Origin of the sequence: Actinocatenispora thailandica (genome assembly GCF_016865425.1) — a bacterium.
Taxonomy (GTDB): domain Bacteria; phylum Actinomycetota; class Actinomycetes; order Mycobacteriales; family Micromonosporaceae; genus Actinocatenispora; species Actinocatenispora thailandica.
Genome location: NZ_AP023355.1, coordinates 4180510 through 4204137, shown reverse-complemented (window position 1 = coordinate 4204137; position 23628 = coordinate 4180510). Strand labels below are relative to the sequence as shown.

The window sequence follows — 23628 nt, the reverse complement described above, 5'->3', positions numbered from 1 at the left end:
TCCGGAGGTGACATGATGACAGTCCAGCTCGCGTCCGGCGCCCGGCACGGGGCGCCGCGGCGCCGTGCGACGTGGCGCCGCCGCCGTGACATCCGTGCGGGATACGTCTTTCTCAGCCCGTGGCTGATCGGGTTCTTCGTGCTCACCGCGGGGCCGATGGTCGCCTCGCTCGTCCTGTCCTTCACCGACTACGACCTGTTCTCGGCGCCGTCGCCGGTCGGGTTCGCCAACTACACGCGGCTGTTCACTGACGCGAACTACCTCCAGGCGGTGAAGGTCACCCTGCTGTACGTGGTGTTCGGGGCGCCGCTGAAGCTGGTCGTCGCCCTCGCGGTGGCCGTACTGCTCAACCACGCCCGCGGTGGATCGGGCTTCTACCGGTCGGCGTTCTACCTGCCGTCGTTGATCGGCGGGAGCGTGTCGATCGCGATCGTCTGGAAGGCGATGTTCACCGACAAGAGCATCGTCGCGAACATCGGATCGTTCTTCGGCGGGCCGCCCGCCGAGAGCGGTGGCTGGGTCGGGAACCCGTCGATGACGCTGCCCATGCTGATCCTGCTCACCGTCTGGCAGTTCGGCGCGCCGATGGTCATCTTCCTGGCCGGGCTCAAACAGGTACCGACGGAGCTGCTGGAATCGGCGTCGGTGGACGGCGCCGGCCCGGTCCGGCGGTTCACCCGGATCACCCTGCCGATGCTGTCCCCGGTGCTGTTCTTCAACCTCCTGCTGGAGCTGATCCACTCGTTCCAGATCTTCAACTCCGCCTTCATCATCTCGAACGGCACCGGTGGGCCGGTGCGCTCGACGCTGTTCTACACGCTGTACCTGTACCAGCGCGGCTTCAGCGACTTCCAGATGGGGTACGCCTCGGCGATGGCGTGGGTGTTGCTCGTCGTCATCGGGCTCGTCACGCTGATGCTCTTCCGTACCTCCAACGCATGGGTGCACTACGGGGGTGACGAGAAATGACCACGAACGCGGTGCGCGAGTCGGCCACGGCGGCGGTGACCGGTGGTGGTGCCGGCCCCGGCCGGTCCCGTGCCAGGGCCCGCAGGCGGACCCGGTCGGTGATCTTCCACGTCTTCTCGGTGGCCGTGCTGGTCGTGATCCTGTACCCGGCGCTCTGGATGCTGATGTCGTCGTTCAAGCCGAGCAACCAGATCGTCGGATCGGTGAACCTGATCCCGCGGCACGGCAGCTTCGACAACTACGCGCACGCGCTGCAGGGGATCGGAGGGGTGTCGTTCTGGACGTTCCTGGCGAACTCGCTCGGCCTCGCCGTGCTGTCGGTCGTCGGCGTGACGCTGTCGTGTTCGGTCACCGCGTACGCGTTCTCCCGGATCCGGTTTCCCGGGCGGGGCGTGTTCTTCGCGTGCATGATCGCCACGCTGCTGCTGCCGTTCCACATCGTGGTGATTCCGCAGTACATCATGTTCAACCAGCTGGGGATGATCAACACCTGGTGGCCGTTGCTGCTGGGCAAGTTCCTCGGTGCCGACGCGTTCTTCGTCTTCCTGATGGTCCAGTTCATGCGCGGCCTGCCGAGTGAGCTGGACGAGGCGGCGCGGATGGACGGCGCCGGTCACGCTCGCATCTTCTGGTCGGTGATCCTCCCGCTCATGCGGCCGGCCCTGGTGACCAGCGCGATCTTCGCGTTCATCTGGTCGTGGAACGACTTCTTCGGGCCGCTGCTGTACCTGAAGACGCCCACCTCCTACACCATGCCGCTGGCTCTCCGGCTGTATGTCGACCAGACCTCCAGCAGCGACTACGGTGCGCAGATGGCGATGGCGATCCTCGCGATCCTGCCGGTGGTCCTGTTCTTCCTCGCCTTCCAGCGGCACCTGGTGCGGGGCGTGGCGACGCAGGGGCTGAAGGGATGACGGCGGGCGCACGCGGTGCCGGCGCGCCGATCGCCGAACCGCAGGAGCAGCTCGGCAGGTTCGGCGAGGGCAAGGTCGCGCTGTTCGGTGAGATGGTGGTCGTCGGGCTGGTCGTGACGGCATGTGTGCTCACCGGCGTCCTTGCCGTCGCAGGGTTGGCGGCGGGCACCCGGCATCTCCGGCGGACCCTGGCAGCACAGCGGAACTCGGTCGGTGACCTGTTCAGCGGCGTGTGGCAGGCGCTCCACCACGGCTGGCTCCGCACCGTCGGGTACGTCGTCGCCGCGGCGTTGCTGGCGTTCAACGCGGCGGTGGGCGCGCAGGGGCTCGTTCCCGGCGGCCGGGGGTACGCGGCGGTCAGCGCCGGGTTGGCCGTGGCGGTGCTGGCGCTGAGCTGCCGGGCCGCCGGCCTGTGGTACCCCGGTGCCCGCTGGTCGGAGGTCCTGCGGCAGGCGCGCGACGTGACCGTCGGCGACCCGGTCGGTACGTGCTTCGTGCTCGCCGGCGTTCTCGTCGGCGCGGTGGTGGTCTGGATGCTGCCGCCGCTGGCGGTGCTCGTACCCGGCATGCTGGCGCTGAGCGTCACCGCCGCGGAGGCCCGTCGCGCGCAGCGCCCGGTGCGGGAGGTGGCGGACTGAGCGAGATCCCGCGCGTGTCGACAATGTGGGCGCGACCCACCGGGCCGGTGATCCGAGGAGCCTCTGCATGAGCCGTCCGAACATCGTCTACTTCCACACCCACGACACCGGGCGATACGTCGAGCCGTACGGTGCGCCCATCCGTACCCCGAGGATGCAGGGGTTCGCCGAGGAGGCGGTGATGTTCCGGAACGCGCACGCGGTCGCACCGACCTGCTCACCGAGCCGCGCCGGGCTGCTCACCGGCCAGTGGGCGCACACCGCCGGGATGCTGGGGCTGGCGCACCGCGGGCACCGCCTCGACGACTACGACCGGCACCTGGTGCACACGTTGCACCGGCACGGGTACACCTCGGCGCTGGTCGGCGTGCAGCACGTGGCCAGCGGTGCCGCAGCGGCAACGCGGACGATCGGCTACCACGAGGAACTGCCCGTTGCCGGGCGGCTGGCACCGGCCCGCCGCGACGCTGCCTGCCGATACCTGCGGCGGCACCACGACCGGCCGTTCTTCCTGTCCGTCGGGCTGATGGAGACCCACACCATGCCGGACACGGGCTTCCTGTTCGGGCACCCCGGCGGTGACGATCGGTGGACCGCCCCGGCACCGACGATGCCGAACGCGGCGGTCACCCGCCAGGACATGGCGTCGTTCCATGCCGCCGCGCGGCAGGTCGACGAGACGCTGGGCGCGGTGCTGGACACGCTGCGGGAGGAGGGCCTCGCCGACGACACCGTGGTACTGGTGACGACCGACCACGGCATCGCCATGCCGGGCATGAAGTGCACGCTCGGGGCCACCGGTACCGGGGTGCTGCTGATGCTGCGCGCCCCCGGCCTGCCGGCCGGTCTGGCCGTGGACACGCTGGTCAGTCAGGTGGACGTGTTCCCGACGCTCTGCGAGCTGCTCGGCATCGACCCGCCGCCGTGGTTGCAGGGCCGGTCGATGCTGCCGGCGCTCGGCGGCCGCCCGATCCGCGAGGAGACGTTCGCCGAGGTGACCTACCACGTCGCGTACCAGCCGCAGCGCGCGATCCGCACCGAACGGTGGCTCTACGTCAAGGACTTCGAGGGCCGGGACCGGCCGAGGTTGCGCAACGTGGACGACTCGGCAAGCAAGGCGTTGTGGGTCGATGCCGGGTGGGCGGAGCAGCACACGCCGCCGGTCCGGTTGCACGACCTGATGTTCGATCCGCACGAGCAGCGCGACCTGGCGGATCGTCCGGCCACCGCGACGATCCAGCAGGATCTGGACCGGCGACTCGACCGCTGGATGCGCGCGACCGGCGACCCGCTCGTGCACGGCCCGGTCCCGCCCCCACCGGCAGGTTCGCCCGGCCCGCACTGATCCTGCGACGCCGATCCACGGCCCGATCGGCGGCCTGCCGCACCCGCGCCGCGGGTCCCAGCGGCACCCGGCTCCTTCTGTACCCGGCATTCATCGGTTCTCTCGACACGGATGGGACTTGCCATGGATTCCCGTACGTTCCGATCATCATCGCGCCGGTCGCCCGCGATCGGGTTCCTCTCGATCCTCGTGCTGCTGGTAGCGGCATTGGCGCTGCCCGCGGCGGGCAACGCCGATCCGCACCGCGACCACCGACGCGAACCCTGCGACATCTACGCCGCCGGCGGCACCGCCTGCGTCGCCGCGTTCAGTACCACCCGGGCGCTGTTCGCCGGCTACGACGGGCCGTTGTACCAGGTGCAGCGGGCCGACAACGGTGCCACCCGGGACATCGGCCTGGGCCGACCCGGTGGGTACGTCGATGCCGCACCCCAGGACCAGTTCTGCGCCGGGACCACCTGCACGGTGAGCGAGCTGTACGACCAGACGTCGCGGCACAACGACCTCACCGTCGCCGGGCCGGGTACCGCCGGGCCGCAGAACTCCGGTGCGGTCGCCGACGCGCTGCCGGTCACGGTCGCCGGTCACCGGGCGTACGGGCTCTACCTCCCGCCGCACACCGGGTACCGGCGGTCGAGCACCATCACCACCGGCACGGCGCGCGGCGCGGCCCCCGAGTCCATGTACGAGATCGCCAGCGGTACCAACATCAGCGACGGCTGCTGCTCCGACTTCGGCAACGTGGAGACGGCCGCCGAGGACACCGGCGAGGGGCACATGGACGCCGTCAACATCTCGTACATGAACGGCGGCGGTGCGAGCGGCACCGGTCCGTGGGTACAGGCCGATCTGGAGAACGGGGTGTTCCAGGGCGGCACCAGCGTCGACCTCGGCAACCACGGAAACGCCAGCACGTTCGTCACCGCGGTGCTGAAGAACAACGGTACCGACAGCTACGCGCTGAAGGGCGGTGACGCGCAGCACGGCGCCCTGTCCACCTGGTACGAAGGCCCGCTGCCGTCGGCGAAGTACACGCCGATGCAGCTGGAGGGTTCGATCGTGCTCGGCACCGGCGGCGACGACAGCAACCGCGGGACCGGGTCCTTCTTCGAAGGCGTGCTGACGTCCGGGTACTCCAGCGACCGCGCCGACGCGCTGGTCCAGGCCAACATCACCGCGCAGCACTACCAGGCGGCCACCACCGGGCCCGGCACCGGCACGCCGATCATGACGCCGCAGGGCCGGTGCGTGGCCGCCGCCGGCGACGACGACGCCCGGGCGGGTACCCGGGTCCGGTTGACGACCTGCGATTCGATGTCGGCCAGCGGGCACTGGGTCGCCTCGGACTTCGGCGCCGCCACGTTCCTGGCGCTCGGATTCTGCCTGGCACCGGGGAAAGCCGGTGACGTCGTACTGGCCGAGTGCGATGGAACGGCCGCGCAGCAGTGGAAGCCGCAACCCGACGGCAGCGTACGCAACGTCGCATCCGAGCGGTGCCTGGCTCCGCCGGACAGCGGGCAGGGCGCCCTGTCGACGCGCCCCTGCACGGGGGACGGGTCGCAGCAGCTCGTCGTCACCGTACCGATCCATCACGGCGGCAAGTGCGTCGACGTCGCGGGCGCCGATGTCGGCGGCAATCACGCCGTGGTGGAGGTCGACGAGTGTCGCACGCTGCCGATCCCGGGTGCCGCGGAGCGTGACCAGAAGTGGACCCGCAACCCGGCCGACCGTTCGCTGCGCACCCTGGGCCGCTGCCTGACGCCGCGGGATTCGGGCAGTACCAGCGGCACCAGGATCGAGCTCGGTGACTGCGTTCAGGCGCCGGCCCAGCGCTGGCAGCCGCGGTCCGACGGCACGATCGAGAACACCGCCTCGGGCCGGTGCCTGTTCGACCCGGGAGCCAGCCCCACCAACGGAACCCAGCTCGAACTGGCGGACTGTGATGCCGGCGCGAGCGGGCAGCGGTTCACGTTGAACTGAGGCAGCCGCCCGGCCGATGGCCCGACCCGCCTGCCCGCGGGCCGGGCCACGGTCCGACCGCCCCCGCGATCGGGACCGGTCCTCCACCACCACGTCCAGTACGGAACGGAAGGTCATGACCACCAACCACGACACCAACACGTCCGCGTCGAGCAGGCGCACCGGGTACGTCACGGGGAGGCGCGGATGAGCGCGGCGGACGGATCCGGGTACGCGCCCGCGCCGGTACCGGCACCGGTCGTCGCGCCGGGCGAGTTCGTCGTCGGCGCGGTACGGCTGGACCACGGACACATCTACGGCATGTGCGAGGGCCTGGCGGGTGCCGGCGCGACCCTGCGCTGGGTGTACGACCCCGATCCGGCCAGGGTGGCGGCCTTCCGCGCGCGGTTCCCGCAGGTTCGGGTCGCCCGCAGCGAGGCGGAGGTGCTCGACGACCCCGAGGTGCGTATGGTCGCCGGGGCGGCGGTGCCGTCCGAACGTTGCGCGCTCGGCCTGCGGGTCATCGACGCGGGCAAGGACTACTTCACCGACAAGGCGCCGCTGACGACGCTGGCGCAGCTCGACGCGGCGCGGGGGGCCACCGCGCGGACCGGCCGCAAGTACGCCGTCTACTACTCCGAACGCATCCACGTCGAGGCCGCGGTGCTCGCGGGCCAGCTCGTCGGTCGGGGGGCGATCGGCCGGGTGCTCCAGGTCATCGGGATCGGGCCGCATCGGCTGGGATCCGGCCGCCCCGACTGGTTCTTCGTCAAGGAGCGGTACGGCGGGATCCTGTGCGACATCGGCAGCCACAACTTCGAGCAGATGCTGCACTACGCGGGGGCGCGGGACGCCTCGGTGGCGTACTCGGCGATAGCCAACCACCACCATCCCGAGCATCCCGAACTCGACGATTTCGGCGAGGCGTCGATCGTCATGGACAACGGCAGCAGCGGGTACTGCCGGGTCGACTGGTTCACCCCGGACGGGCTGAGCACCTGGGGCGACGGCCGCACACTGATCCTCGGTACCGACGGGTACATCGAACTGCGCAAGTACGTCAACGTGGCGACCGACGAGGGCGGCGGGCACGTCTTCCTGGTCGACCAGGCGGGGGAGCACCACCTGACGGCGCGCGGGAACGTCGGGTACCCGTTCTTCGGCCAGCTGATCCTCGACTGCCTGGAGCGGACCGAGAACGCCATGTCCCAGGAGCACGCGTTCAAGGCCGCGGAACTCGGCGTCCGGGCGCAGCTGGGCGCGCGGGTACTCGCACCGTAACGGTCGCGGCGGCCGGCATCCCCCGCGGTGGCGGGCGATCCCGGTGCGGCCGGTGCGGTCAGGACGGCTCGACCGGGGCGAGCCGGATGCAGTGCCAGGAGGCCGGCGGCAGGACGGCGCGCAGCACCCGGCCCCGCACCGACGACGATCCCGGCCGCGCCACGACGCGGTCCGGTTCCTGCTCGGTGTTGTGCGCACCCGGATCGTCGTCGTGCACCGTGACGTGCTCGGCCAGCCGGTACTGCGCGGGAGCGGCCTGGCCCGGGAGCGGCGGGGCGACGTCGAGCGTCAGCGCGAGCTCGGCCGTCCGCGACCGGTTGACCGCGAAGACGGCGATCTGCGCGGTCTCCGAATCCAGCGTGGCCGTCGCGACCAGCTGGTCGACCGGCCCGTACCGGGTGGTCTCGATCCGGTCGCTGCGTACGAGCGGTCGCAGTACCGTGCCCCGGGCGTACCTGCTGGTCAGCGCGAACGGGTGGAAGATGGACTGGCGCCAGGCCGGGCCGCCGGGCCGCGTCGAGATGGGGCCGAGCAGGTTGACCAGCTGGGCCTGGCAGGCGGCGGCCACCCGGTCGGCGTGCTGCAGCAGCGTGATGAGCAGGCTGCCGACGACGACGGCGTCGGTCACGTCGTAGACGCTGACCTGATCGTCGCCGCCGATCGCGCCGCCGTCGCTGGACCGCTGCTGGAACCAGACGTTCCACTCGTCGAACGAGACGGTGATCCGCTTGTCGGAGCGGCGCACCGCGGCGAGGTGGTCCGCGGTCGCGACGACCCCGTCGATGAACCGGTGCATGTCCTCGGAGCTGGCGAGGAACGAGTCGACGTCGCCGTCGACCGGTTCGTAGTAGGCGTGGGCCGAGATGTGGTCGACGAGCTCGAAGCACCGGTCGAGGACGGTACGTTCCCAGACCCCGAAGGTGGGCATCGCCCGGTTCGACGAGCCGCACGCGACCAGTTCGAGGGAGCCGTCCAGCCGGCGCATCGCCCGCGCGGTCTCCTCCGCGAGCCGGGCGTACTCCTCCGCGGTCTTGTGCCCGAGCTGCCAGGGGCCGTCCATCTCGTTGCCCAGACACCAGATCCGTACGTCGTGCGGTTCGCGGTGGCCGTTCGCGGCGCGCTGGTCGGCGAGCGCCGTGCCGGGCCGCCCGTTGCAGTACTCCAGCAGGTCGAGGGCCTCCGTGACGCCACGGGTACCGAGGTTGACGGCCAGCATCGGCTCGACGCCGACGCCGCGGGCCCAGTCGACGAAGTCGTCGGTACCGACCTGGTTGGTCTCGACGGTCTGCCAGGCCGCGTCGAACCGGACCGGCCGGCGCTCGCGCGGCCCGACCCCGTCCTCCCACCGGTACCCGGAGACGAAGTTGCCGCCCGGGTAGCGCACCGTCGTGGGGCCCAGCTCGCGGACCAGTTCGGCGACGTCGGTGCGGAAGCCGAGCGCGTCCGCGGCAGGGTGGTCCGGCTCGTAGATGCCCGTGTACACGCACCGGCCGAGGTGCTCGACGAAGGAGCCGAACAGCCGGCGTGGCAACGGGCCGACGACGTTCGCCGGGTCCAACCGGACGACCGCCTCGCCCATGAGGTTCTCCTTTGCCGTACTCGTCGGGGCCGCCCCGGTGACGAGCGGTTCGGGACGTTCGTCGGCGCGCGACCGGGCTGGGGACGGCCGTGCGGCTCGGCGGCGTGGGAGTGCCGTGGCACGATCCACCTCGCCGGTCGACGCGCCCGAGCCACCATGGAGTCCAACGTTGAAGCATGATGGACTGGTCGCGCTCCGGACGTCAAGAGTGCCGGGTGCAAACCTCGTAAGGTGGTGGCGTGGCCAGCCAGGAACCCCGAGCTCCGGGACTCAAGGACGTAGCGGCCGCAGCGAAGGTGTCCTGGAAGACGGTGTCCAACGTCGTCAACGGGACCGGCCGGGTCAGCGAGCAGACGCGCAGGCGGGTCGAGGAGGCGATCCGGCGGCTCGGGTACCGGCCGAGCGTGGTCGGAAGGCAGTTGCGGTCCGGGCGGACCGGCATCCTCGCGCTCGCCGTGCCGGAGATCGACCACCCGTACTTCTGCTGGCTCGCGCAGGCGACGATCAATGCCGCACGGGCCCGCGGGTACCGCGTGTTCATCGACCAGACCGGCGGCAAGCGGGCGGCCGAGGCGGTCGTCGCGCGCGGCTACGACGAGCGGTTGTTCGACGGGATCGTCTTCTCCCCGCTGGAGCTGAGCCTCTCCGAGGCGGTGGAGCTGGAGCGGGACACGCCCCTCGTGCTGCTCGGCGAGCGGTCCGTCGGCGCCTCCGGCGCGCACGTCGACCACGTCAGCATCGACAACCTCGGTGCCGCCCGGGACGCCGTTCATCACCTGGTCGCCACCGGCCGCCGCCGGCTGGTCTTCGTCGGCGCGGAGCCGGGCGGCCCGGATCGTACCGGCGCGTTGCGCCTGCAGGGGTTCCACGACGGGCTCCGGGCAAACGGCCTGTCGCCGGACCCCACGATGGAGCGGCCCGTCAACGCCTTCACCAGGTCCGAGGGGGCGCACGCGATCGAGGCGCTGCTGCCGCGCATCGACCAGGTCGACGGGATCCTGTGCGCCAACGACCAGCTCGCGCTCGGTGCGTTGCACGCGCTGCGGACGAACGGCATCCGGGTCCCGGACGACATCGGCGTCGTCGGTTGGGACAACATCGAGGACGGTCGGTACTCCAACCCGACGCTGACCACGATCGCGCCGGATGTCGAGGGGATCGCGGAGTCGGCGGTGGCTCGGGTGCTGGCCATGATCGACGGCGCCGCCGTCGAACCGGCGGACGTGGTGGCGCCGTACCGGCTGCTCGCCCGTGAGAGCACGGCTGTTCCGGGATCGTGAGCGTGGCCGGGCGTGCGGATCGACGAGAGAAGTGGTACAACGTTGCACTGACGGTGGCTGCGCCGACGATCGTTTCGCGACGATCCCGCGGGTACCCGCCGAACCACCTGCCGGAGGACGGAGCCGCCCAGTGACCACACCCGCCGGCAGCGGCCGACCGGACCCGGCTGCCCGCGACGCCGGCTCCCGGCCGCTCACGGCGGCGGTGGTCGGCCTCGGCTACGGCCGCAACCACGTGGCCGAGATCCTCCGGCTCGGCGGGCACGTCCGGCTGGCCGGCGTCGTGGATCCGATCGAGCCGAGCGCGGATCCGCGGCTCGCCGGTTCGCCGCTGCGCGACGAGATCCTGGCCGTGCCGCACCACGCGAGCCTGGACGAGCTGTTCGCCCACGAGGTGCCCGACATCGTGGCGATCGCGACACCGATCCACACCCATCACGCGCTCGTGCGTCGGGCGCTGGCGGCCGGCGCGCACGTGCTGCTGGAGAAGCCGCCGACCGCGACTCTCGCCGAGCATGCGGACCTCGTCGAGGCCGCCGCCGTGGCGCAACGGGCGGTCCAGGTGGGTTTCCAGGCCCGCGGTGGGCACGGCCTGCGCGCCGCCCGGGACGCGATCGTGTCCGGGCGGATCGGCGAGGTGACGCGCATCGGCGCCGTGGGCACCTGGACGCGCGACCGGGCCTACTACCGCCGGGCAGCCTGGGCCGGGCGGCGCACGCTGGACGGCCACGCCGTGATGGACGGCGTGCTCACCAACCCGCTGGCGCATGCCGTGGACGCCGCGCTCGCCCTGGCCGGCGCGCTGCGCGCCGCCGATGTCGGTGACGTGGTCGTGGATCCGTGGCACGCGCACGACATCGAGGCCGACGACACCAGTGCGGTGCGGGCATCGACGACCGCGGGTGTGGCCGTTGCGGCCGGGCTGACGCTGTGCGCGTCGCGCGAGGAGGCAGCGCCGGTGGTGATCGCCCACGGTACCCAGGGGTCGCTGCGGCTGCGCTACAGCACCGACCGGCTGGCGTTGATCCGCGACGGCGAGGTGGCGGAGTCGGCGCACCGGCGAGACTCGCTGCTGCGGAACCTCGTCGACCACATTCGGTACGCCACGCCGCTGATCGCGCCGCTCGCCGAGACGGGGGCCTTCGCCAGGGTCCTGGAAGCGGTGCGTACCGGTCCGGCCCCGGGCGCCATCCCGGCCCGGCACGTCGAGTGGACCGGCAGCGGTGCCCGCGCGCGCCCGGTCGTACCCGACGTCGAGCGCTGGTGCGCGGAGGTGGCGCGGACCGGGCGAACGTTCACCGAGCTCGGGGCGCCATGGACCCGGGGCCCGGCTCAGCCGACAGACAGATCGGGGTGACCACGGCATGACCAGCAAGATCACCGTAGCCCTCGTGGGAGCTGGGGTCATCTCGGCCACCCACGCGCGCGCACTGGCCCAGCAGGGCGAGTTCGTCGTGACCGCGATCGTCGACCCGAACCCCGACGCCCGGGCGACGCTCGCCGGGGTGGTCGCGGCCGACACCCCGTGGCCGCCTCCGCGGCAGTACGCCAGCCTGGCCGAGCTGATCGCCGTTGGAGTCACCGAGCTGGTTGTCGTCACGACCCCGAGCGGTACGCACGCCGAGCTGGCGCTGGCGGCCGTGGCCGCCGGGGCGCACGTGGTGATCGAGAAGCCGCTCGACACGACGGTACGAAAGTCGCTCCCGCTCGCCGCCGCGGCGCGTGCGGCCGCAGCGCGCGGGCAGGTCGTGAGCGTCATCAGCCAGCACCGGTTCGATCCGGCCTCGGTCGCCGTGGCGGCTGCCGCGCACGGCGGTGAGCTCGGCCGGCTCACCAGCGCGGTGGCGACCGTCGGCTGGTGGCGCAGCCAGGACTACTACGACTCCGGGGACTGGCGCGGTACCTGGTCGCTCGACGGCGGCGGTTCGACGATGAACCAGGGGGTGCACACCGTCGACCTGCTGGTGTGGTTCCTCGGTGAGCCGGTGTCGGTCTTCGCGTACGCGGCGCGGCTGGCGCACGAGCGGATCGAGGTCGAGGACACCCTCGTCGCCACCGTCCGGTTCGCCAGCGGCGCGCTGGCGACGCTGCACGCCACCACGGCCGCGTTCCCCGGCCTGTCGGTGCGGATCAACCTGCACGGGGCCAAGGGATCGGCGCTGCTCGAACGCGACCAGCTGGAGTACTTCTACGCCGAACCCGCGGAGGGTCTCGATCCCGCGGTCCTCGGCGACACGCACGTCGACCCGACGCGCCAGGGGCCGCGGAACCGCGCCGCGGAGCTGGTGCCCGGCGAGCACGTCAGCGGTGGCGCGATCCCGGACGACGCCTTCGTGCAGGGGCACCGCCGGCAGTACGCCGACATCGCCGCGGCCGTCCGGGAGGGTCGCGCACCCGCCGTCGGGGTCGAGGACGCCCTGCGCTCCCTCGCCGTCGTACGGGCCGTGTACGTCTCGGCCGCCCTCGGCCGCGAGATACCGGTGGCGCGCGTTCTCGCGGGGGAGTGGGACGGCGTCGTGCTCGGCGCCGACACCGTCGACGCCGGGGCGACCGATCCCCGTCCGTAGCGCCGCGGGCGGCGGCCGGCGACCGGGTGCCGGACCGCCGAGGGGCCGGCCAGCGGGAGGCGGCGGTGGGCGACACGACACGGCGTTCGCCCGCACCGGCGGCGGACCGTACTAGCGTCGCCGGCATGAGCGAACAGACCTGGCATGCCGTCGACGACTACCTCAGCGACCTACTGGTACCGACCGATCCGGCGCTCACCGCCGCGCTGGCCGACTCGCGCGCGGCCGGGCTGCCGGAGATCGCGGTGGCGCCCAACCAGGGCCGGCTGCTGGAGCTGCTGGCCCGGATGTGCGGTGCGCGCCGCATCCTGGAGATCGGCACGCTCGGCGGCTACAGCACCATCTGGCTGGCCCGCGCCCTGCCCGAGGGCGGCCGGCTGACCACCCTGGAGTACGAGCCGCGGCACGCCGAGGTGGCCCGCGCCAACATCGCCCGGGCCGGGCTGGCCGACCGGGTCGAGGTCGTGGTCGGTGCCGCGCTGGACACGCTGCCGGAGCTGGTCGCCGGCGGCGCCGGCCCGTTCGACCTGATCTTCATCGACGCGGACAAGGACAACTACCCGGGTTACCTGGACTGGTCGCTGCGGCTGTCGCGGCCGGGCACGGTACTGGTGGCGGACAACGTGATCCGGGACGGTGCGGTGATCGAGGCGGGGCACCCGGACCCCCGGGTACGGGGCGTGCGCGAGTTCCTCGCCCGGGTCGCGGCCGAGCCGCGGCTGTCGTCCACGGCGCTGCAGACCGTCGGTACCAAGGGGTACGACGGGTTCGCCCTCGCGCTGGTCGAGGCCTGAGCCGGGGCCGCGAGGCCGGCGGCGAACCGGGCGGAACACGCTACCCCCGCATTTCCGACTTGTGTCGTTTTGACGAAGAAAAAACAAAACCGACAGACTCCTTGCTCGCCACCGGTCTGCTACTTAAAGTCATCCGCGGCTACTGCGAGTGATCCTCGCGGTGGTGGTGACCCGAAGCTGAGACGACGGCGGATGGGTGGTGCGGGTGATGTCCGGGAACCGTTGCGCGACCATGAAGTCCACAGTGGACGGCCAGGCTGACGGTGCCGGCAACGTGTCGGCGGCCCGCGCCGCGGGGGCGGGCCGCCGATGATCTCCGGGCTGCTGGTGACCGCCGCGACGATGGCCGCGGTGGCCCTGGTGCTGGTCGTCATCGACCGGTGGGCCGGCGACCGGCGCACCCTCGACCACGACGTCGCCAGCACCATCTTCAACATGGTCGGCGTGCTGTACGCGGTGCTGCTCGCCTTCGTCGTGGTGCAGGTGTGGCAGACCAACGACGACGCGCAGAACTACAGCCAGGCCGAGGCGAACGACGTCTCGGAGATCTACTTCACCGCGCGGGCCCTGCCGCAACCGCAACGCGACCAGCTCAAGAACCTGGCCCGGTCGTACGCCGAGACCGTCGCCACCGTGGAGTGGCCGGCGATGGCGCACGGCGCAACGAGCCCGCGCGCGGTCGCCGACGTGGCGCGGATGCGCGTGGTCATCCTCAGCTACCACCCGCACGACTACCGCGGCCAGGTGCTGATGACGCAGATCCTCGACTCGGTCAACCAGACCGTCGACGCGCGCCGCAACCGCACCAGCCGAGCCACCTCACCGGTACCGACGGTGATGTGGATCGGCCTGCTCGCCGGCGGTGCGATCACGGTCGGCTTCACCCTGTCCTTCGGGTACGGGCGGCTGCGGCACCAGATCCTGATGTGCGCGGCGGTGGCCGGCCTGCTCGCCTTCACGCTGTGGCTGGTGCAGCAGATGGGCCACCCGTACGCCGGGTCGATCGGCGTCGGCCCGGACGCGTTCACCGAGGTGATCGGCAAGTTCCGGCAGTACCCCTGACGAATCGAGGTGGTTCGATGAGTACCAGACGAGTCGCGCTCGGACTCGCCGCCGCGGCGCCGCTGGTCGGCGCGTCACTCGCGGCGTCACGACCGGCGTTCGGCGCCCCGCCGTCGCCCGGATCGCCGGCACCGCCGGCGGCCCGGTCACCGGCGGCCGACCCGCTGACGCTGGTCGCGACCCGCACCCAGATCACCCTGCCGGCCGCACCGACGCTGGGCATCGGCTACATCGCCACCTTCGACCTGGTCGACGGGGACGGCAAGGCCGCCGGCAACGCCTGGTCGAGCTCGGCGGTGGTGGACCTGAAGAGCGCCGCGCAGCCGGTGGTGTTCGGCATGATCGTGCTCCGGTTGGCCGACGGTGACCTCCACTACCAGCGGGTGATCGACCGGTTCGGCGACTATCCACGCAAGTCCACCGGGGCGATCCTCGGCGGTACCGGCAGCTACGCGCAGGCCGCCGGCAGTGTCGACGTGGTGTGGCCGGACGAGAAGAAGATCCAGCTGACCGTCCATCTCGCCGGCTGACCGCCGGCAGATCTCAACAGCCGGCCAACCGGTCGGGCCCAGCCCGGTCGGCCACCCCGGTGTGCCCGGAACCCGGCGTGTCGCCCGGTGCGGGCCGGGCCCGGCGCCGGTGCACCGGGCGCTCGCAGTTACCCGAAACCCGCGGGCAGTTCACGAAACCCGTCCGAAGCTCCCGAAACCCGGCCCGAACTTACCGAAACCATTGTGGCCCAGTACATTCCGACCCCGATTGGCGGTGCTGATCGTGACCGAAACGGTCCAGCCAGAGCAGGCAGACGTCGACCCGGACCGCACCCGCAGCCTCAGTACGGTGGCGGCCCGCAACCTCGCCACCACCACCAAGTCCGAACCGCAGATGCAGGGCATCTCGTCGCGTTGGTTGCAACGGCGGCTGCCCTGGGTCGGCGTGACCAGCGGTACCTACCGGGTGAACCGCCGGCTGACCTACGTGGTCGGCGACAACCGGTTGACGTTCACCAACATCGGCACCCGGATCGAGGTGGTGCCGCGGGAACTGACCGAGCTGCCGGCGCTGCGCGGCTTCGACGACGACGAGGTGCTGCAGGCGCTGGCGCAGCGCTGCGAGCAGCACGAGTACGCCGCCGGCGAGGTCCTCGCCGACTTCGGCAACCCGGCCGAGGAGGTGTTCCTCATCGCGCACGGCAAGGTCACCAAGATCGGCACCGGCAAGTACGGCGACCAGGCGGTGCTGGGCGTGTTGGGTGACGGCGACTACTTCGGCGCCGAGGCGCTGACCCGGCCGGACACGATCTGGGAGTTCACCGCCCGGGCGGCGACCGCCTGCACGGTGCTCACCCTGCCGGTGACCGCGTTCGCGCAGCTGACCGACGCCTCACCGGCGCTGCGCGAGCACCTCGCCGCCGACTCGGCCGCGGCGCGGGATTCGTTGCCGCACAACAAGCACGGCGAGGCGGACATCGAGCTGGCGTCGGGTCACTCCGGCGAGGCGTCGCTGCCCGGCACGTTCGCCGACTACGAAACCCGGCCCCGGGAGTACGAGCTGTCGGTGGCGCAGACGGTGCTGCGAGTGCACAGCCGGGTCGCCGACCTGTACAACGATCCGATGAACCAGACGCAGCAGCAGCTGCGGCTGACCATCGAGGCGCTGCGCGAGCGCCAGGAGTACGAGCTGGTCAACAACGCCGAGTTCGGGCTGCTGCACCAGGCGGACCTCAAGCAGCGCATCCGGACCCGCACCGGCCCGCCCACCCCGGACGACCTGGACGAGCTGCTGTGCATGCGGCGCAGTACGAAGCTGTTCCTGGCCCACCCCAAGGCCATCGCCGCGTTCGGCCGGGAGTGCACCAAGCGCGGCATCTACCCGGACCCGGTGGAGGTGGACGGGCACCGGGTGCCGTCCTGGCGCGGCGTACCGATCTTCCCCTGCGGCAAGATCCCGGTCACCGAACACCACACCTCGTCGATCCTCGCCATGCGTACCGGCGAGGCGGACCAGGGCGTGGTCGGGCTGCGCCCGGCGAGCATCCCGGAGGAGTACGAGCCGGGGCTCAACGTGCGGTTCATGGGCATCGACGAGCGGGCCATCATCGGCTACCTGGTCAGCGCGTACTTCTCGGCCGCGGTACTGGTGCCGGACGCGCTCGGGGTGCTGGAGGACGCCGAGCTCGGCGCGCCCGCGGCCTGATCCGTGTCGCCCACGAGGAGGATCCCGTGACCCTGCTGACCCGTACCGCGGCGGCGCCGGCCGAGAGCGAGCTGAGCCGGCTCGTACTGGCCCTGATGTCCACGGTGGACAGGCCGGCGCCGCGGACGCTGCCGGCCACCGCCGCACCGCCGCCCGTGTCGTCGGCCGGCTGGATGCTGCCGGCCGGGCTGGGGACCGGTGCGCTGCGCATCCCGAACCCGCTACCGCCGGACATCGTCGCCCGGCCGGCGGCGGCATCGACCGGTGCGGCCGGCCCGCCCGGCGTACCCGAGCTGTACTGCCCGCCCGCCGTCCGGGACGACCGGGCGCTGGGAGCGGAGGTCAACGCGCGGCTGGTCGAGTGGGCCGGCGAGGTCGGCATCTATCCCGGCCAGCTCGACCGGGTCGCCGCCTGCGACTTCGGCCGGCTGATCATGCTCGCTCACCCGGAGTGCGACGACCCGGACCGGCTGCTGGCGGCGGCGAAGTGCGCGCTTGCCGAGTGGTCGGTCGACGACCACTACGTCGACGGCGAGGCCGAGCAGGCGGTACCGGAGAAGCTCGGCCAGCGGCTCGCGATCGCCTACACCGCCATCGATCCCGCCCACCTGCCGGAGCCGTACGCGACGCAGCTGGACGAGCAGCGGCACGACGACCCGGTGATGGTGGCGCTGCGCGACAGCCTGGACAACCTGTCCCGGTACGCGACCGCGGCGCAGGTGGCGCGGTTGCGGCACGAGCTGTCGGTGATGTTCGTGGCCTACAACCAGGAGGCCGTCTGGCGCACCACCGAGCAGATGCCGCCGGTGTGGGAGTACCTGCTGCACCGGCACGAGAACAGCTTCCTGCCCTGCATGGTGCTCATCGACCCGGTCGCCGGCTACGAGCTGCCCGCCGCCGAGTTCGCCGACCCCCGGGTACGACGCGTCTTCACCCTCGCCGGCACCGCGAGCGTGCTGGTCAACGACCTGTATTCGATGGCGAAGGAGGACCCGACCGACACCAACCTGCCCCGGGTACTGGCGGCCGAGGAGCGTTGCTCGATCACCGAAGCGGTCCAGCGCAGCGCCGCCATCCACGACGAGTTGATGCACATGTTCGAGTCGGAGGCGGCGGTGCTGAGCCTGGCCGGTTCGCCCGCGCTGCGCCGCTTCCTCGCCGGGCTGTGGGCCTGGCTGGGCGGCAGCCGGGAGTGGCACGCCAGTACCGCCCGATACCACGGCGCCGAGGCGGCGTCGACGAACCCGCGGTCTTCCCGCAGTGAGGAGCTGACACGATGACCACCACCAGCCAGGCCGGGACCGGCGTACTGCGCACCGAGTACCAACGGTCGGTCGCCAACTACTGGAACACCAACCGCAAGGACCCGGTGAACCTGCGGCTCGGTGAGATCGACGGGCTGTTCCACCACCACTACGGCATCGGCGACTACGACCCGTCGGTACTGCAGGGGCCGGCCGCCACCCGGGACGAGCGGATCATCGCCGAACTGCACCGGCTGGAGACCGCGCAGGCCGACCTGCTGCTCGACCACCTCGGCCCGATCGAGTCGACCGACCGGCTGCTGGACGCCGGCTCCGGCCGCGGCGGCACCAGCATCATGGCCAACCAGCGCTTCGGCTGCGCGGTCGACGGCGTCTCGATCTCCGAGTACCAGGTGCAGTTCGCGAACGAGCAGGCCGCCGCGCGCGGGGTGGACGACCAGGTCCGGTACCACTTCCGCAACATGCTCGACACCGGCTTCGACACCGGGTCGCGGCAGGCGATCTGGACCAACGAGACCACCATGTACGTCGACCTGTTCCCGCTGTTCGCCGAGTTCGCGCGGCTGCTGTCCTACGGCGGCCGGTACGTGTGCATCACCGGCTGCTACAACGACGTGACCGGTGGCCGGTCGAAGGCGGTCAGCCGGATCGACGAGAAGTACATCTGCAACATCCACCCGCGCAGCGACTACTTCAAGGCGCTGGCGGCGAACAACTTCGTGCCGATCACCGTCGTCGACCTGACCCCGCACACCATCCCGTACTGGGAGCTGCGCGAGCACGTGTCGGTGGCCACCGGCATCGAGGAGGCGTTCCTCACCGCGTACCGCGAGGGCAGCTTCCACTACCTGCTCATCGTCGCCGACCGGGTCTGACGCGGCCGGCCGCCGACCGCGGGCGGACCCCGGTGGTGGCGGCGGACCGTCGGCCGCCGCCACCACCGGCCCCGCCGCGTACCGGCCCCGGGCCGCCCGGCATCACATTCCGCGCCGGGCGGCCCGGCGCGGTGCGACCACCGGCACGTTGACAGCCCCGGACCGGCCGCCGTCTACTGGGTGCCGCACCGCGGTGGTGCGCTCGGCGTGCGGCCACCCGGCCCGCGTGATCTCGGGGGAGTCGTGGTGCGCACGCTGCTGGTCGACAACCACGACTCCTACACGTTCAACCTGTTCCAGCTGCTCGCCGAGGTCAACGGCGCCGAGCCGGTGGTCGTCACGAACGACGACGCCGCGCTCACCAGCCTCGACCTCGCCGCTTTCGACAACATCGTCGTCTCACCCGGCCCCGGGCATCCCGCCGTCGCCCGCGACCTCGGCCTGGTGCCGGCGCTGCTGGCCGGTACCGACCTGCCGGTGCTCGGCGTCTGCCTCGGCCATCAGGCGCTCGCCTGGCTGTCCGGCGGCACCGTGGGGCCGGCCCCGCGGCCCGAGCACGGCCGGCTCGCCCGCATCACCCACACCGGCGACGCCCTGTTCGCCGGCGTACCCGACGAGTTCGTCGCGGTCCGCTACCACTCGCTGCGGGTCGCCGAGCCGCTGCCGCCCGACTACGTCGCGACCGCCTGGGCCGACGACGGTGTCGTGATGGCGATCCGGCATCGCGACCGCCCGCGCTGGGGTGTCCAGTTCCACCCGGAGTCGGTCGCGTCCACCTTCGGCCGCGAGCTGCTGACCAACTTCCGCGACCTGTCGATCGCCGCCGCTGCCCGCCCCCGGCTGCCCGTCCAGCCCGGACCGACCCCGCCGCGCGCCGCCGCACCGGCCGGGTCGCCGGTACCGGCGACCGGTGCGTCGGGGCTGCGACTGTGCCGGGCCGAGCTGCCGGTCGCGGTCGACACCGAGGCGGCGTTCGAGGCGCTGTTCGCCGGCTCGCCGGACTGTTTCTGGCTGGACAGCAGCCGGGTCGAACCGGGACTGTCCCGGTTCTCGTTCCTGGGTGACGCGTCCGGGCCGCTCGCCGAGACGCTGACCTACCGGGTCGGCGACGCCGGCGTGACGGTACGGTCGGCGGCCGGCACCCGGGTCGAACCGGGCACCGCGTTCGACGTGCTCCGACAGCAGCTCGCCCGGCGCCGGATCGCCGGCACGGGACTGCCGTTCGACTTCACCGGTGGGTATGTCGGCTGGTTCGGCTACGAGCTGAAGGCCGACTGCGGTGCGGCCGCCGCGCACCGCTCGCCGACCCCGGACGCCTGCTGGATCTTCGCCGACCGGCTCGTCGCCGTCGACCACGAGCGCGGCGTCACCCACCTGCTCGCGCTGTACCGAGGCGACGAGCGCGCCGCGGTACAGCGCGGCGACGAGCGCGCCGCCCGCGACTGGCTCGCCGCGACCGGGACCCGCCTCGCCGCGCTCCCGCCGACGCCCGCCGCCGGTCCCGGCACCGGCAGCCACGCCGGCTCCGGTGCCGGTGGGTACGCCGGCTGCGGGGCCGAGGCGGACGGTGCGGTACCGGACCCGGTACCGCACCTGGCGCTGGACCGGGCGGCGTACCTGGACCGGATCGCCGAGTGCCAGCGCGAGCTGCGCCGCGGCCAGAGCTACGAGATCTGCCTGACCAACGCCGTGCGGGTGCCGTTCCACGGCGACGACCTCGCCCTGTACCGGCAGCTGCGGCGCCTCAACCCGGCCCCGCACGCGGCGCTGCTGCGGATCGGCGGTGTCTGCGTGTCCAGCTCCTCGCCGGAACGGTTCCTGCGGGTGACGCCGGCCGGCCGGGTCGAGACCCGGCCGATCAAGGGCACCGCGCCGCGGCACCCCGACCCGGCACGAGACGCGCAGCTCGCCGCCCGGCTGGCCGGCGACGCGAAGACCCGGGCGGAGAGCCTGATGATCGTCGACCTGCTGCGCAACGACGTCGGTCAGGTGTGCCGGGTCGGCTCGGTCGCGGTCGACCGGTACCTCGCCGTCGAGTCGTACCGGACGATGCACCAGCTGGTGTCGACGGTGTCCGGGCAGCTGCGCCCGGGCGTGGACGCGGTCGACTGCCTTCGGCACTGCTTCCCCGGTGGCTCGATGACCGGGGCACCGAAGCAGCGCACGATGGAGATCCTCGACCGGCTCGAACCGGCCGCCCGCGGCGTCTACTCCGGCACCCTCGGCTACTTCGGCCTGACCGGCGGCGCCGACCTGAGCATCGTCATCCGTACCGCGGTGCGATACGGCGACGAGCTGCACATCGGCGCCGGCGGCGCGATCGTGCTCGACTCCGACCCGGCGGACGAGTTCGACGAGGTGATCCTGAAGGCCACCGCCCCGCTCACCGCCTGGGCTCGCGCGCGCCGCCCGGTACCGGCCAGCCGGTGAGCGCGGCGACCGGTACCGGAGTGCGCGCCCACCGGCTGACCGGCGCCGCCGTTCGGATGTCGCCGGTGCCGGTGCCGGTGCCGGTGCCGGTGACGCCGGCGCCGCCGTTCAGATGTCGCCGGTAGCGGTGACGCCGGTGCGGCCGCCGTCGACGTCGAGCACCGCGCCGTGCACGAACGCGGCGTCGTCGGACGCGAGGTACACCGCCGCGGCGGCGATCGCGTCCGGGTGCCCGGCGGCGCCCGCGGGCGTGCCGCGCATCAGCGCCTCGCCGGCGAACTCGCTCGCCGGGTCGAGCCCGGGATCGCGGATGACGCCCGGCGAGATCGCGTTGACCCGGACGCCCCGGCCGCCGAACTCGGCGGACCAGGCGCGGGTGAGCGTCTCCATCGCGCCCTTGGTCGAGGCGTACAGCGCGCCGACCGGCAGCCCGCGCCGCGCGACCCAGGAGCCGAGGTTGACGATCACCCCGCCGCCTCCGGACGCCATCGCCGGCGCGACCGCCTGGGTGAGGAAGAACGGTGCCTTCACGTTCACCCCGTACACCCGGTCGAAGGTCGCCGGATCGGTCGTCGCGGTCGTCCCCGGCGGATAGATCCCGGCGTTGTTGACCAGGATGTCGAGCCGCCCGCCGAGCCGGCGGGTCGCCTCGGCCGCGAGCGCCTGGCTGGCCTCGGCCGTCCCGTCCAGCTCGGCGCGGACGAACTCGGCCCGGCCGCCGGCGCGCTCGATCTCGGCCACCACGGCATCGCCGCGGTTCCTGTCCCGGCCGGAGACCACCACGTGCGCGCCCTCCGTGGCGAAGGCGAGCGCGATGGCGCGGCCGATGTTGCTGGTGGATCCGGTGACCAGGGCCGTCCGGCCCCGCAGTCGTGTTGTCATGAGCTGGACGCTAGGCCGCCATTTTTGGACCCGCCAGTCCAGGAATTGCGATGCAATGCCGGTTTCCATGGAGCCTTTGATGCGTGGTTCCGAGACTGTGTCTGGACTGCTAGGTCCAGGAAAGTTACCCTCAACCGGTGGGGATCACCGCGAAGGGCCGCGCGACCCGGCAACGCATCATCGACGGCGCGGCGGCGCACCTGCACAGCGCCGAGCCGGGGGAGCTGACCCTCGACGACGTCCGGGCGATCACCGGCACCAGCAAGGGGCAGCTGTTCCACTACTTTCCCGGCGGCAAGGAGGAGCTGCTGCTCGCGGTCGCGCGGTACGAGGCCGACCGGGTGCTCGCCGACCAGCAGCCGCACCTCGGCGCGCTGACCTCCTGGCCGGCCTGGCAGCGCTGGCGCGACGCGGTGCTCGCCCGCTACCGCGCGCAGGGCGCCAACTGCCCGCTCGGCTCACTGATGAGCCAGCTGACCAGCACACCGGGTGCCGCCGAGGTGATCCGCACCCTGCTCGCCCAGTGGCAGCAGCACATCCGTGCCGGCATCGAGGCGATGCAGGCCGCCGGCCGGATTCGCCTGGATCTCGACGCCGACCGCACCGCGGCCGCGTTCGTCGCCGGCATCCAGGGCGGCGTCCAGGTGCTGCGCTCCACCGGCCGCACCGACCACCTCGACGCCGTCTTCGACGTCCTGCTCACCCACCTCCGCACCAGCCCGAGCAATGCGGCAACGGCGCCGGGATACGGGTCGTGATGCGGACCGCGTTCCCCCTGAGTGCAGAACACGACTCGCGCATCGCAGGTGTGAGTGATGGCTGTCAGCGGCGGAACCAGCTGAGGATCCGGTCCCACAGCCGGCTGCGGAACTCGCGCGACCGCTCCAACTGGTCGCGTTCCATCTCCGAGCGCATCTTCTGCTCGGCCTGAAACGCCTCGACACTCTCCTTGTCGTGGGTACGGACCCACTGGCCGTTGGTGCCCGGATACAACATGACGCTCCGTTCGTTGCCCGCGACTCGTCGTCTCGACGCTAGGGGGGCAACGTGACGAACGCAACCGAGCACGACACGACCCCGTGTCACACAGGCAGCGTGCGACAGGGTCGATGGCCCCGAATCCGACGGCACCCTGCCCTGTTTGCGCAGTGAGGCCAGGCTACTTGCTTGAACCACTCTTGTACAGTCTCACCCATGGGTATGTAGGGGTGTATATGCTGGCTCGCGAGCACCTTGCCGCCGTCAGGGTGAGGGGATGGAGGCCGTGCCGGACATCGAAGTGCCGAAGTGGGAGCAGATCGCCCTCGACGTCGAGAAGCAGATCCGCTCCGGGGCGTATCAGCCCGGCCAGCGGGTGATGTCGGAGAACATCATCGCCCAGGCGTACGGAGTCGCCCGCGGGACCGCGCGCCGGGCGATCGCCGGGCTCGTGGAGTGGGGCATGGTCCGGGTGCGGCCTCGGCAGGGCGTCTACGCGGCGCCCCGGGAGTCCTGGCGCAAGCCTGAGTAGCGCCGCGTCCTGCCTGCCGAGGGCCCACCCAGCCGATTCGCCAATCGCCCAGTACGCGACAGCGCCCGTCGCCGGTGGTCCG

The 23628-nt window shown here is 72.1% G+C and carries 21 protein-coding genes; 18 read left to right on the top strand and 3 right to left on the bottom strand.

Features of this window, described 5'->3' with window-relative positions:
* The first annotated feature begins 15 nt into the window (after positions 1 to 15).
* The 6 genes from Athai_RS18745 to Athai_RS18720 all read left to right on the top strand — a co-directional run bounded on the left by Athai_RS18745 (position 16) and on the right by Athai_RS18720 (position 7106).
* On the top strand, positions 16 to 969 hold the full coding sequence (locus Athai_RS18745) for a carbohydrate ABC transporter permease (protein WP_239157027.1): 954 nt from the start codon (positions 16 to 18) through the stop codon (positions 967 to 969).
* Positions 966 to 1883: a carbohydrate ABC transporter permease gene (locus Athai_RS18740; RefSeq protein ID WP_203962688.1), complete on the top strand. Its 918-nt coding sequence runs from the start codon at positions 966 to 968 to the stop codon at positions 1881 to 1883. The genes Athai_RS18745 and Athai_RS18740 overlap by 4 nt, the downstream gene beginning before the upstream one ends.
* Positions 1880 to 2521, top strand: coding sequence for a hypothetical protein (locus Athai_RS18735; RefSeq protein WP_203962687.1), 642 nt, complete (start codon positions 1880 to 1882; stop codon positions 2519 to 2521). Before Athai_RS18740 ends, Athai_RS18735 begins: the two co-directional genes overlap by 4 nt.
* Positions 2522 to 2588: 67 nt before the next feature.
* Complete coding sequence (locus Athai_RS18730) at positions 2589 to 3866, top strand: sulfatase family protein (RefSeq protein ID WP_203962686.1); 1278 nt, start codon at positions 2589 to 2591, stop codon at positions 3864 to 3866.
* Between the two features lie 123 nt (positions 3867 to 3989).
* Positions 3990 to 5846 (top strand): arabinofuranosidase catalytic domain-containing protein, encoded by a 1857-nt coding sequence (locus Athai_RS18725; RefSeq protein WP_203962685.1) that lies wholly within the window; start codon positions 3990 to 3992, stop codon positions 5844 to 5846.
* A gap of 186 nt (positions 5847 to 6032) precedes the next feature.
* Complete coding sequence (locus tag Athai_RS18720; RefSeq protein ID WP_203962684.1) at positions 6033 to 7106, top strand: Gfo/Idh/MocA family protein; 1074 nt, start codon at positions 6033 to 6035, stop codon at positions 7104 to 7106.
* A gap of 58 nt (positions 7107 to 7164) precedes the next feature.
* On the opposite strand, the gene arfA is transcribed toward Athai_RS18720, so the two are convergent.
* Positions 7165 to 8685: an arabinosylfuranosidase ArfA gene (arfA, locus tag Athai_RS18715; RefSeq protein ID WP_203962683.1), complete on the bottom strand. Its 1521-nt coding sequence runs from the start codon at positions 8683 to 8685 to the stop codon at positions 7165 to 7167.
* 239 nt (positions 8686 to 8924) lie between these two features.
* Here arfA and Athai_RS18710 point away from each other — a divergent pair, with 239 nt between their 5' ends.
* From Athai_RS18710 to Athai_RS18665, 10 genes are all read left to right on the top strand, one after another.
* On the top strand, positions 8925 to 9965 hold the full coding sequence (locus Athai_RS18710; protein ID WP_203962682.1) for a LacI family DNA-binding transcriptional regulator: 1041 nt from the start codon (positions 8925 to 8927) through the stop codon (positions 9963 to 9965).
* Between the two features lie 130 nt (positions 9966 to 10095).
* A complete protein-coding gene (locus Athai_RS18705; protein WP_203962681.1) occupies positions 10096 to 11322 on the top strand; it encodes a Gfo/Idh/MocA family protein in 1227 nt (408 codons plus the stop codon).
* A 7-nt stretch (positions 11323 to 11329) separates the two neighbouring features.
* Positions 11330 to 12532 (top strand): Gfo/Idh/MocA family protein, encoded by a 1203-nt coding sequence (locus tag Athai_RS18700; protein ID WP_203962680.1) that lies wholly within the window; start codon positions 11330 to 11332, stop codon positions 12530 to 12532.
* A 125-nt stretch (positions 12533 to 12657) separates the two neighbouring features.
* On the top strand, positions 12658 to 13326 hold the full coding sequence (locus Athai_RS18695) for an O-methyltransferase (RefSeq protein WP_203962679.1): 669 nt from the start codon (positions 12658 to 12660) through the stop codon (positions 13324 to 13326).
* Positions 13327 to 13635: 309 nt separating this feature from the next.
* Positions 13636 to 14388 (top strand): bestrophin-like domain, encoded by a 753-nt coding sequence (locus tag Athai_RS18690; RefSeq protein ID WP_203962678.1) that lies wholly within the window; start codon positions 13636 to 13638, stop codon positions 14386 to 14388.
* 17 nt (positions 14389 to 14405) lie between these two features.
* Positions 14406 to 14918, top strand: coding sequence for a hypothetical protein (locus tag Athai_RS18685; RefSeq protein WP_203962677.1), 513 nt, complete (start codon positions 14406 to 14408; stop codon positions 14916 to 14918).
* 244 nt (positions 14919 to 15162) lie between these two features.
* Entirely contained in the window at positions 15163 to 16584 is a 1422-nt protein-coding gene (locus Athai_RS18680; protein WP_239157026.1) for a family 2B encapsulin nanocompartment shell protein, read from the top strand.
* A 26-nt stretch (positions 16585 to 16610) separates the two neighbouring features.
* Complete coding sequence (locus tag Athai_RS18675) at positions 16611 to 17864, top strand: family 2 encapsulin nanocompartment cargo protein terpene cyclase (RefSeq protein ID WP_203962676.1); 1254 nt, start codon at positions 16611 to 16613, stop codon at positions 17862 to 17864.
* Positions 17861 to 18724, top strand: coding sequence for a geranyl diphosphate 2-C-methyltransferase (locus Athai_RS18670; RefSeq protein WP_203962675.1), 864 nt, complete (start codon positions 17861 to 17863; stop codon positions 18722 to 18724). Before Athai_RS18675 ends, Athai_RS18670 begins: the two co-directional genes overlap by 4 nt.
* Before the next feature lie 246 nt (positions 18725 to 18970).
* Entirely contained in the window at positions 18971 to 21154 is a 2184-nt protein-coding gene (locus Athai_RS18665; RefSeq protein WP_239157025.1) for a chorismate-binding protein, read from the top strand.
* Between the two features lie 108 nt (positions 21155 to 21262).
* On the opposite strand, the gene Athai_RS18660 is transcribed toward Athai_RS18665, so the two are convergent.
* The gene (locus tag Athai_RS18660; RefSeq protein WP_203962673.1) at positions 21263 to 22036 is read right to left on the bottom strand and encodes an SDR family NAD(P)-dependent oxidoreductase; all 774 of its coding nucleotides are present in this window, start codon (positions 22034 to 22036) and stop codon (positions 21263 to 21265) included.
* A 137-nt stretch (positions 22037 to 22173) separates the two neighbouring features.
* Between Athai_RS18660 and Athai_RS18655 the strand changes: the two genes are divergently transcribed.
* Complete coding sequence (locus Athai_RS18655; RefSeq protein ID WP_203962672.1) at positions 22174 to 22794, top strand: TetR/AcrR family transcriptional regulator; 621 nt, start codon at positions 22174 to 22176, stop codon at positions 22792 to 22794.
* Between the two features lie 64 nt (positions 22795 to 22858).
* On the opposite strand, the gene Athai_RS18650 is transcribed toward Athai_RS18655, so the two are convergent.
* Positions 22859 to 23032, bottom strand: a complete 174-nt coding sequence (locus tag Athai_RS18650) for a hypothetical protein (RefSeq protein WP_203962671.1) — start codon at positions 23030 to 23032, stop codon at positions 22859 to 22861.
* A gap of 259 nt (positions 23033 to 23291) precedes the next feature.
* Here Athai_RS18650 and Athai_RS18645 point away from each other — a divergent pair, with 259 nt between their 5' ends.
* Positions 23292 to 23546: a GntR family transcriptional regulator gene (locus tag Athai_RS18645; RefSeq protein WP_203962670.1), complete on the top strand. Its 255-nt coding sequence runs from the start codon at positions 23292 to 23294 to the stop codon at positions 23544 to 23546.
* The last annotated feature ends 82 nt before the right edge of the window (positions 23547 to 23628 follow it).

Excerpts from the sequence above, each read along its gene's own strand:
- Athai_RS18690 (WP_203962678.1), top strand. The coding sequence starts at position 13,636 with ATGATCTCCGGGCTGCTGGTGACCGCCGCGACGATGGCCGCGGTGGCC.
- Athai_RS18660 (WP_203962673.1), bottom strand. The coding sequence starts at position 22,036 with ATGACAACACGACTGCGGGGCCGGACGGCCCTGGTCACCGGATCCACC.
- Athai_RS18645 (WP_203962670.1), top strand. The coding sequence starts at position 23,292 with ATGGAGGCCGTGCCGGACATCGAAGTGCCGAAGTGGGAGCAGATCGCC.
- Athai_RS18720 (WP_203962684.1), top strand. The coding sequence starts at position 6,033 with ATGAGCGCGGCGGACGGATCCGGGTACGCGCCCGCGCCGGTACCGGCA.
- Athai_RS18730 (WP_203962686.1), top strand. The coding sequence starts at position 2,589 with ATGAGCCGTCCGAACATCGTCTACTTCCACACCCACGACACCGGGCGA.
- Athai_RS18670 (WP_203962675.1), top strand. The coding sequence starts at position 17,861 with ATGACCACCACCAGCCAGGCCGGGACCGGCGTACTGCGCACCGAGTAC.
- Athai_RS18745 (WP_239157027.1), top strand. The coding sequence starts at position 16 with ATGACAGTCCAGCTCGCGTCCGGCGCCCGGCACGGGGCGCCGCGGCGC.
- Athai_RS18740 (WP_203962688.1), top strand. The coding sequence starts at position 966 with ATGACCACGAACGCGGTGCGCGAGTCGGCCACGGCGGCGGTGACCGGT.
- Athai_RS18695 (WP_203962679.1), top strand. The coding sequence starts at position 12,658 with ATGAGCGAACAGACCTGGCATGCCGTCGACGACTACCTCAGCGACCTA.
- arfA (WP_203962683.1), bottom strand. The coding sequence starts at position 8,685 with ATGGGCGAGGCGGTCGTCCGGTTGGACCCGGCGAACGTCGTCGGCCCG.
- Athai_RS18725 (WP_203962685.1), top strand. The coding sequence starts at position 3,990 with ATGGATTCCCGTACGTTCCGATCATCATCGCGCCGGTCGCCCGCGATC.
- Athai_RS18650 (WP_203962671.1), bottom strand. The coding sequence starts at position 23,032 with ATGTTGTATCCGGGCACCAACGGCCAGTGGGTCCGTACCCACGACAAG.
- Athai_RS18685 (WP_203962677.1), top strand. The coding sequence starts at position 14,406 with ATGAGTACCAGACGAGTCGCGCTCGGACTCGCCGCCGCGGCGCCGCTG.
- Athai_RS18700 (WP_203962680.1), top strand. The coding sequence starts at position 11,330 with ATGACCAGCAAGATCACCGTAGCCCTCGTGGGAGCTGGGGTCATCTCG.
- Athai_RS18735 (WP_203962687.1), top strand. The coding sequence starts at position 1,880 with ATGACGGCGGGCGCACGCGGTGCCGGCGCGCCGATCGCCGAACCGCAG.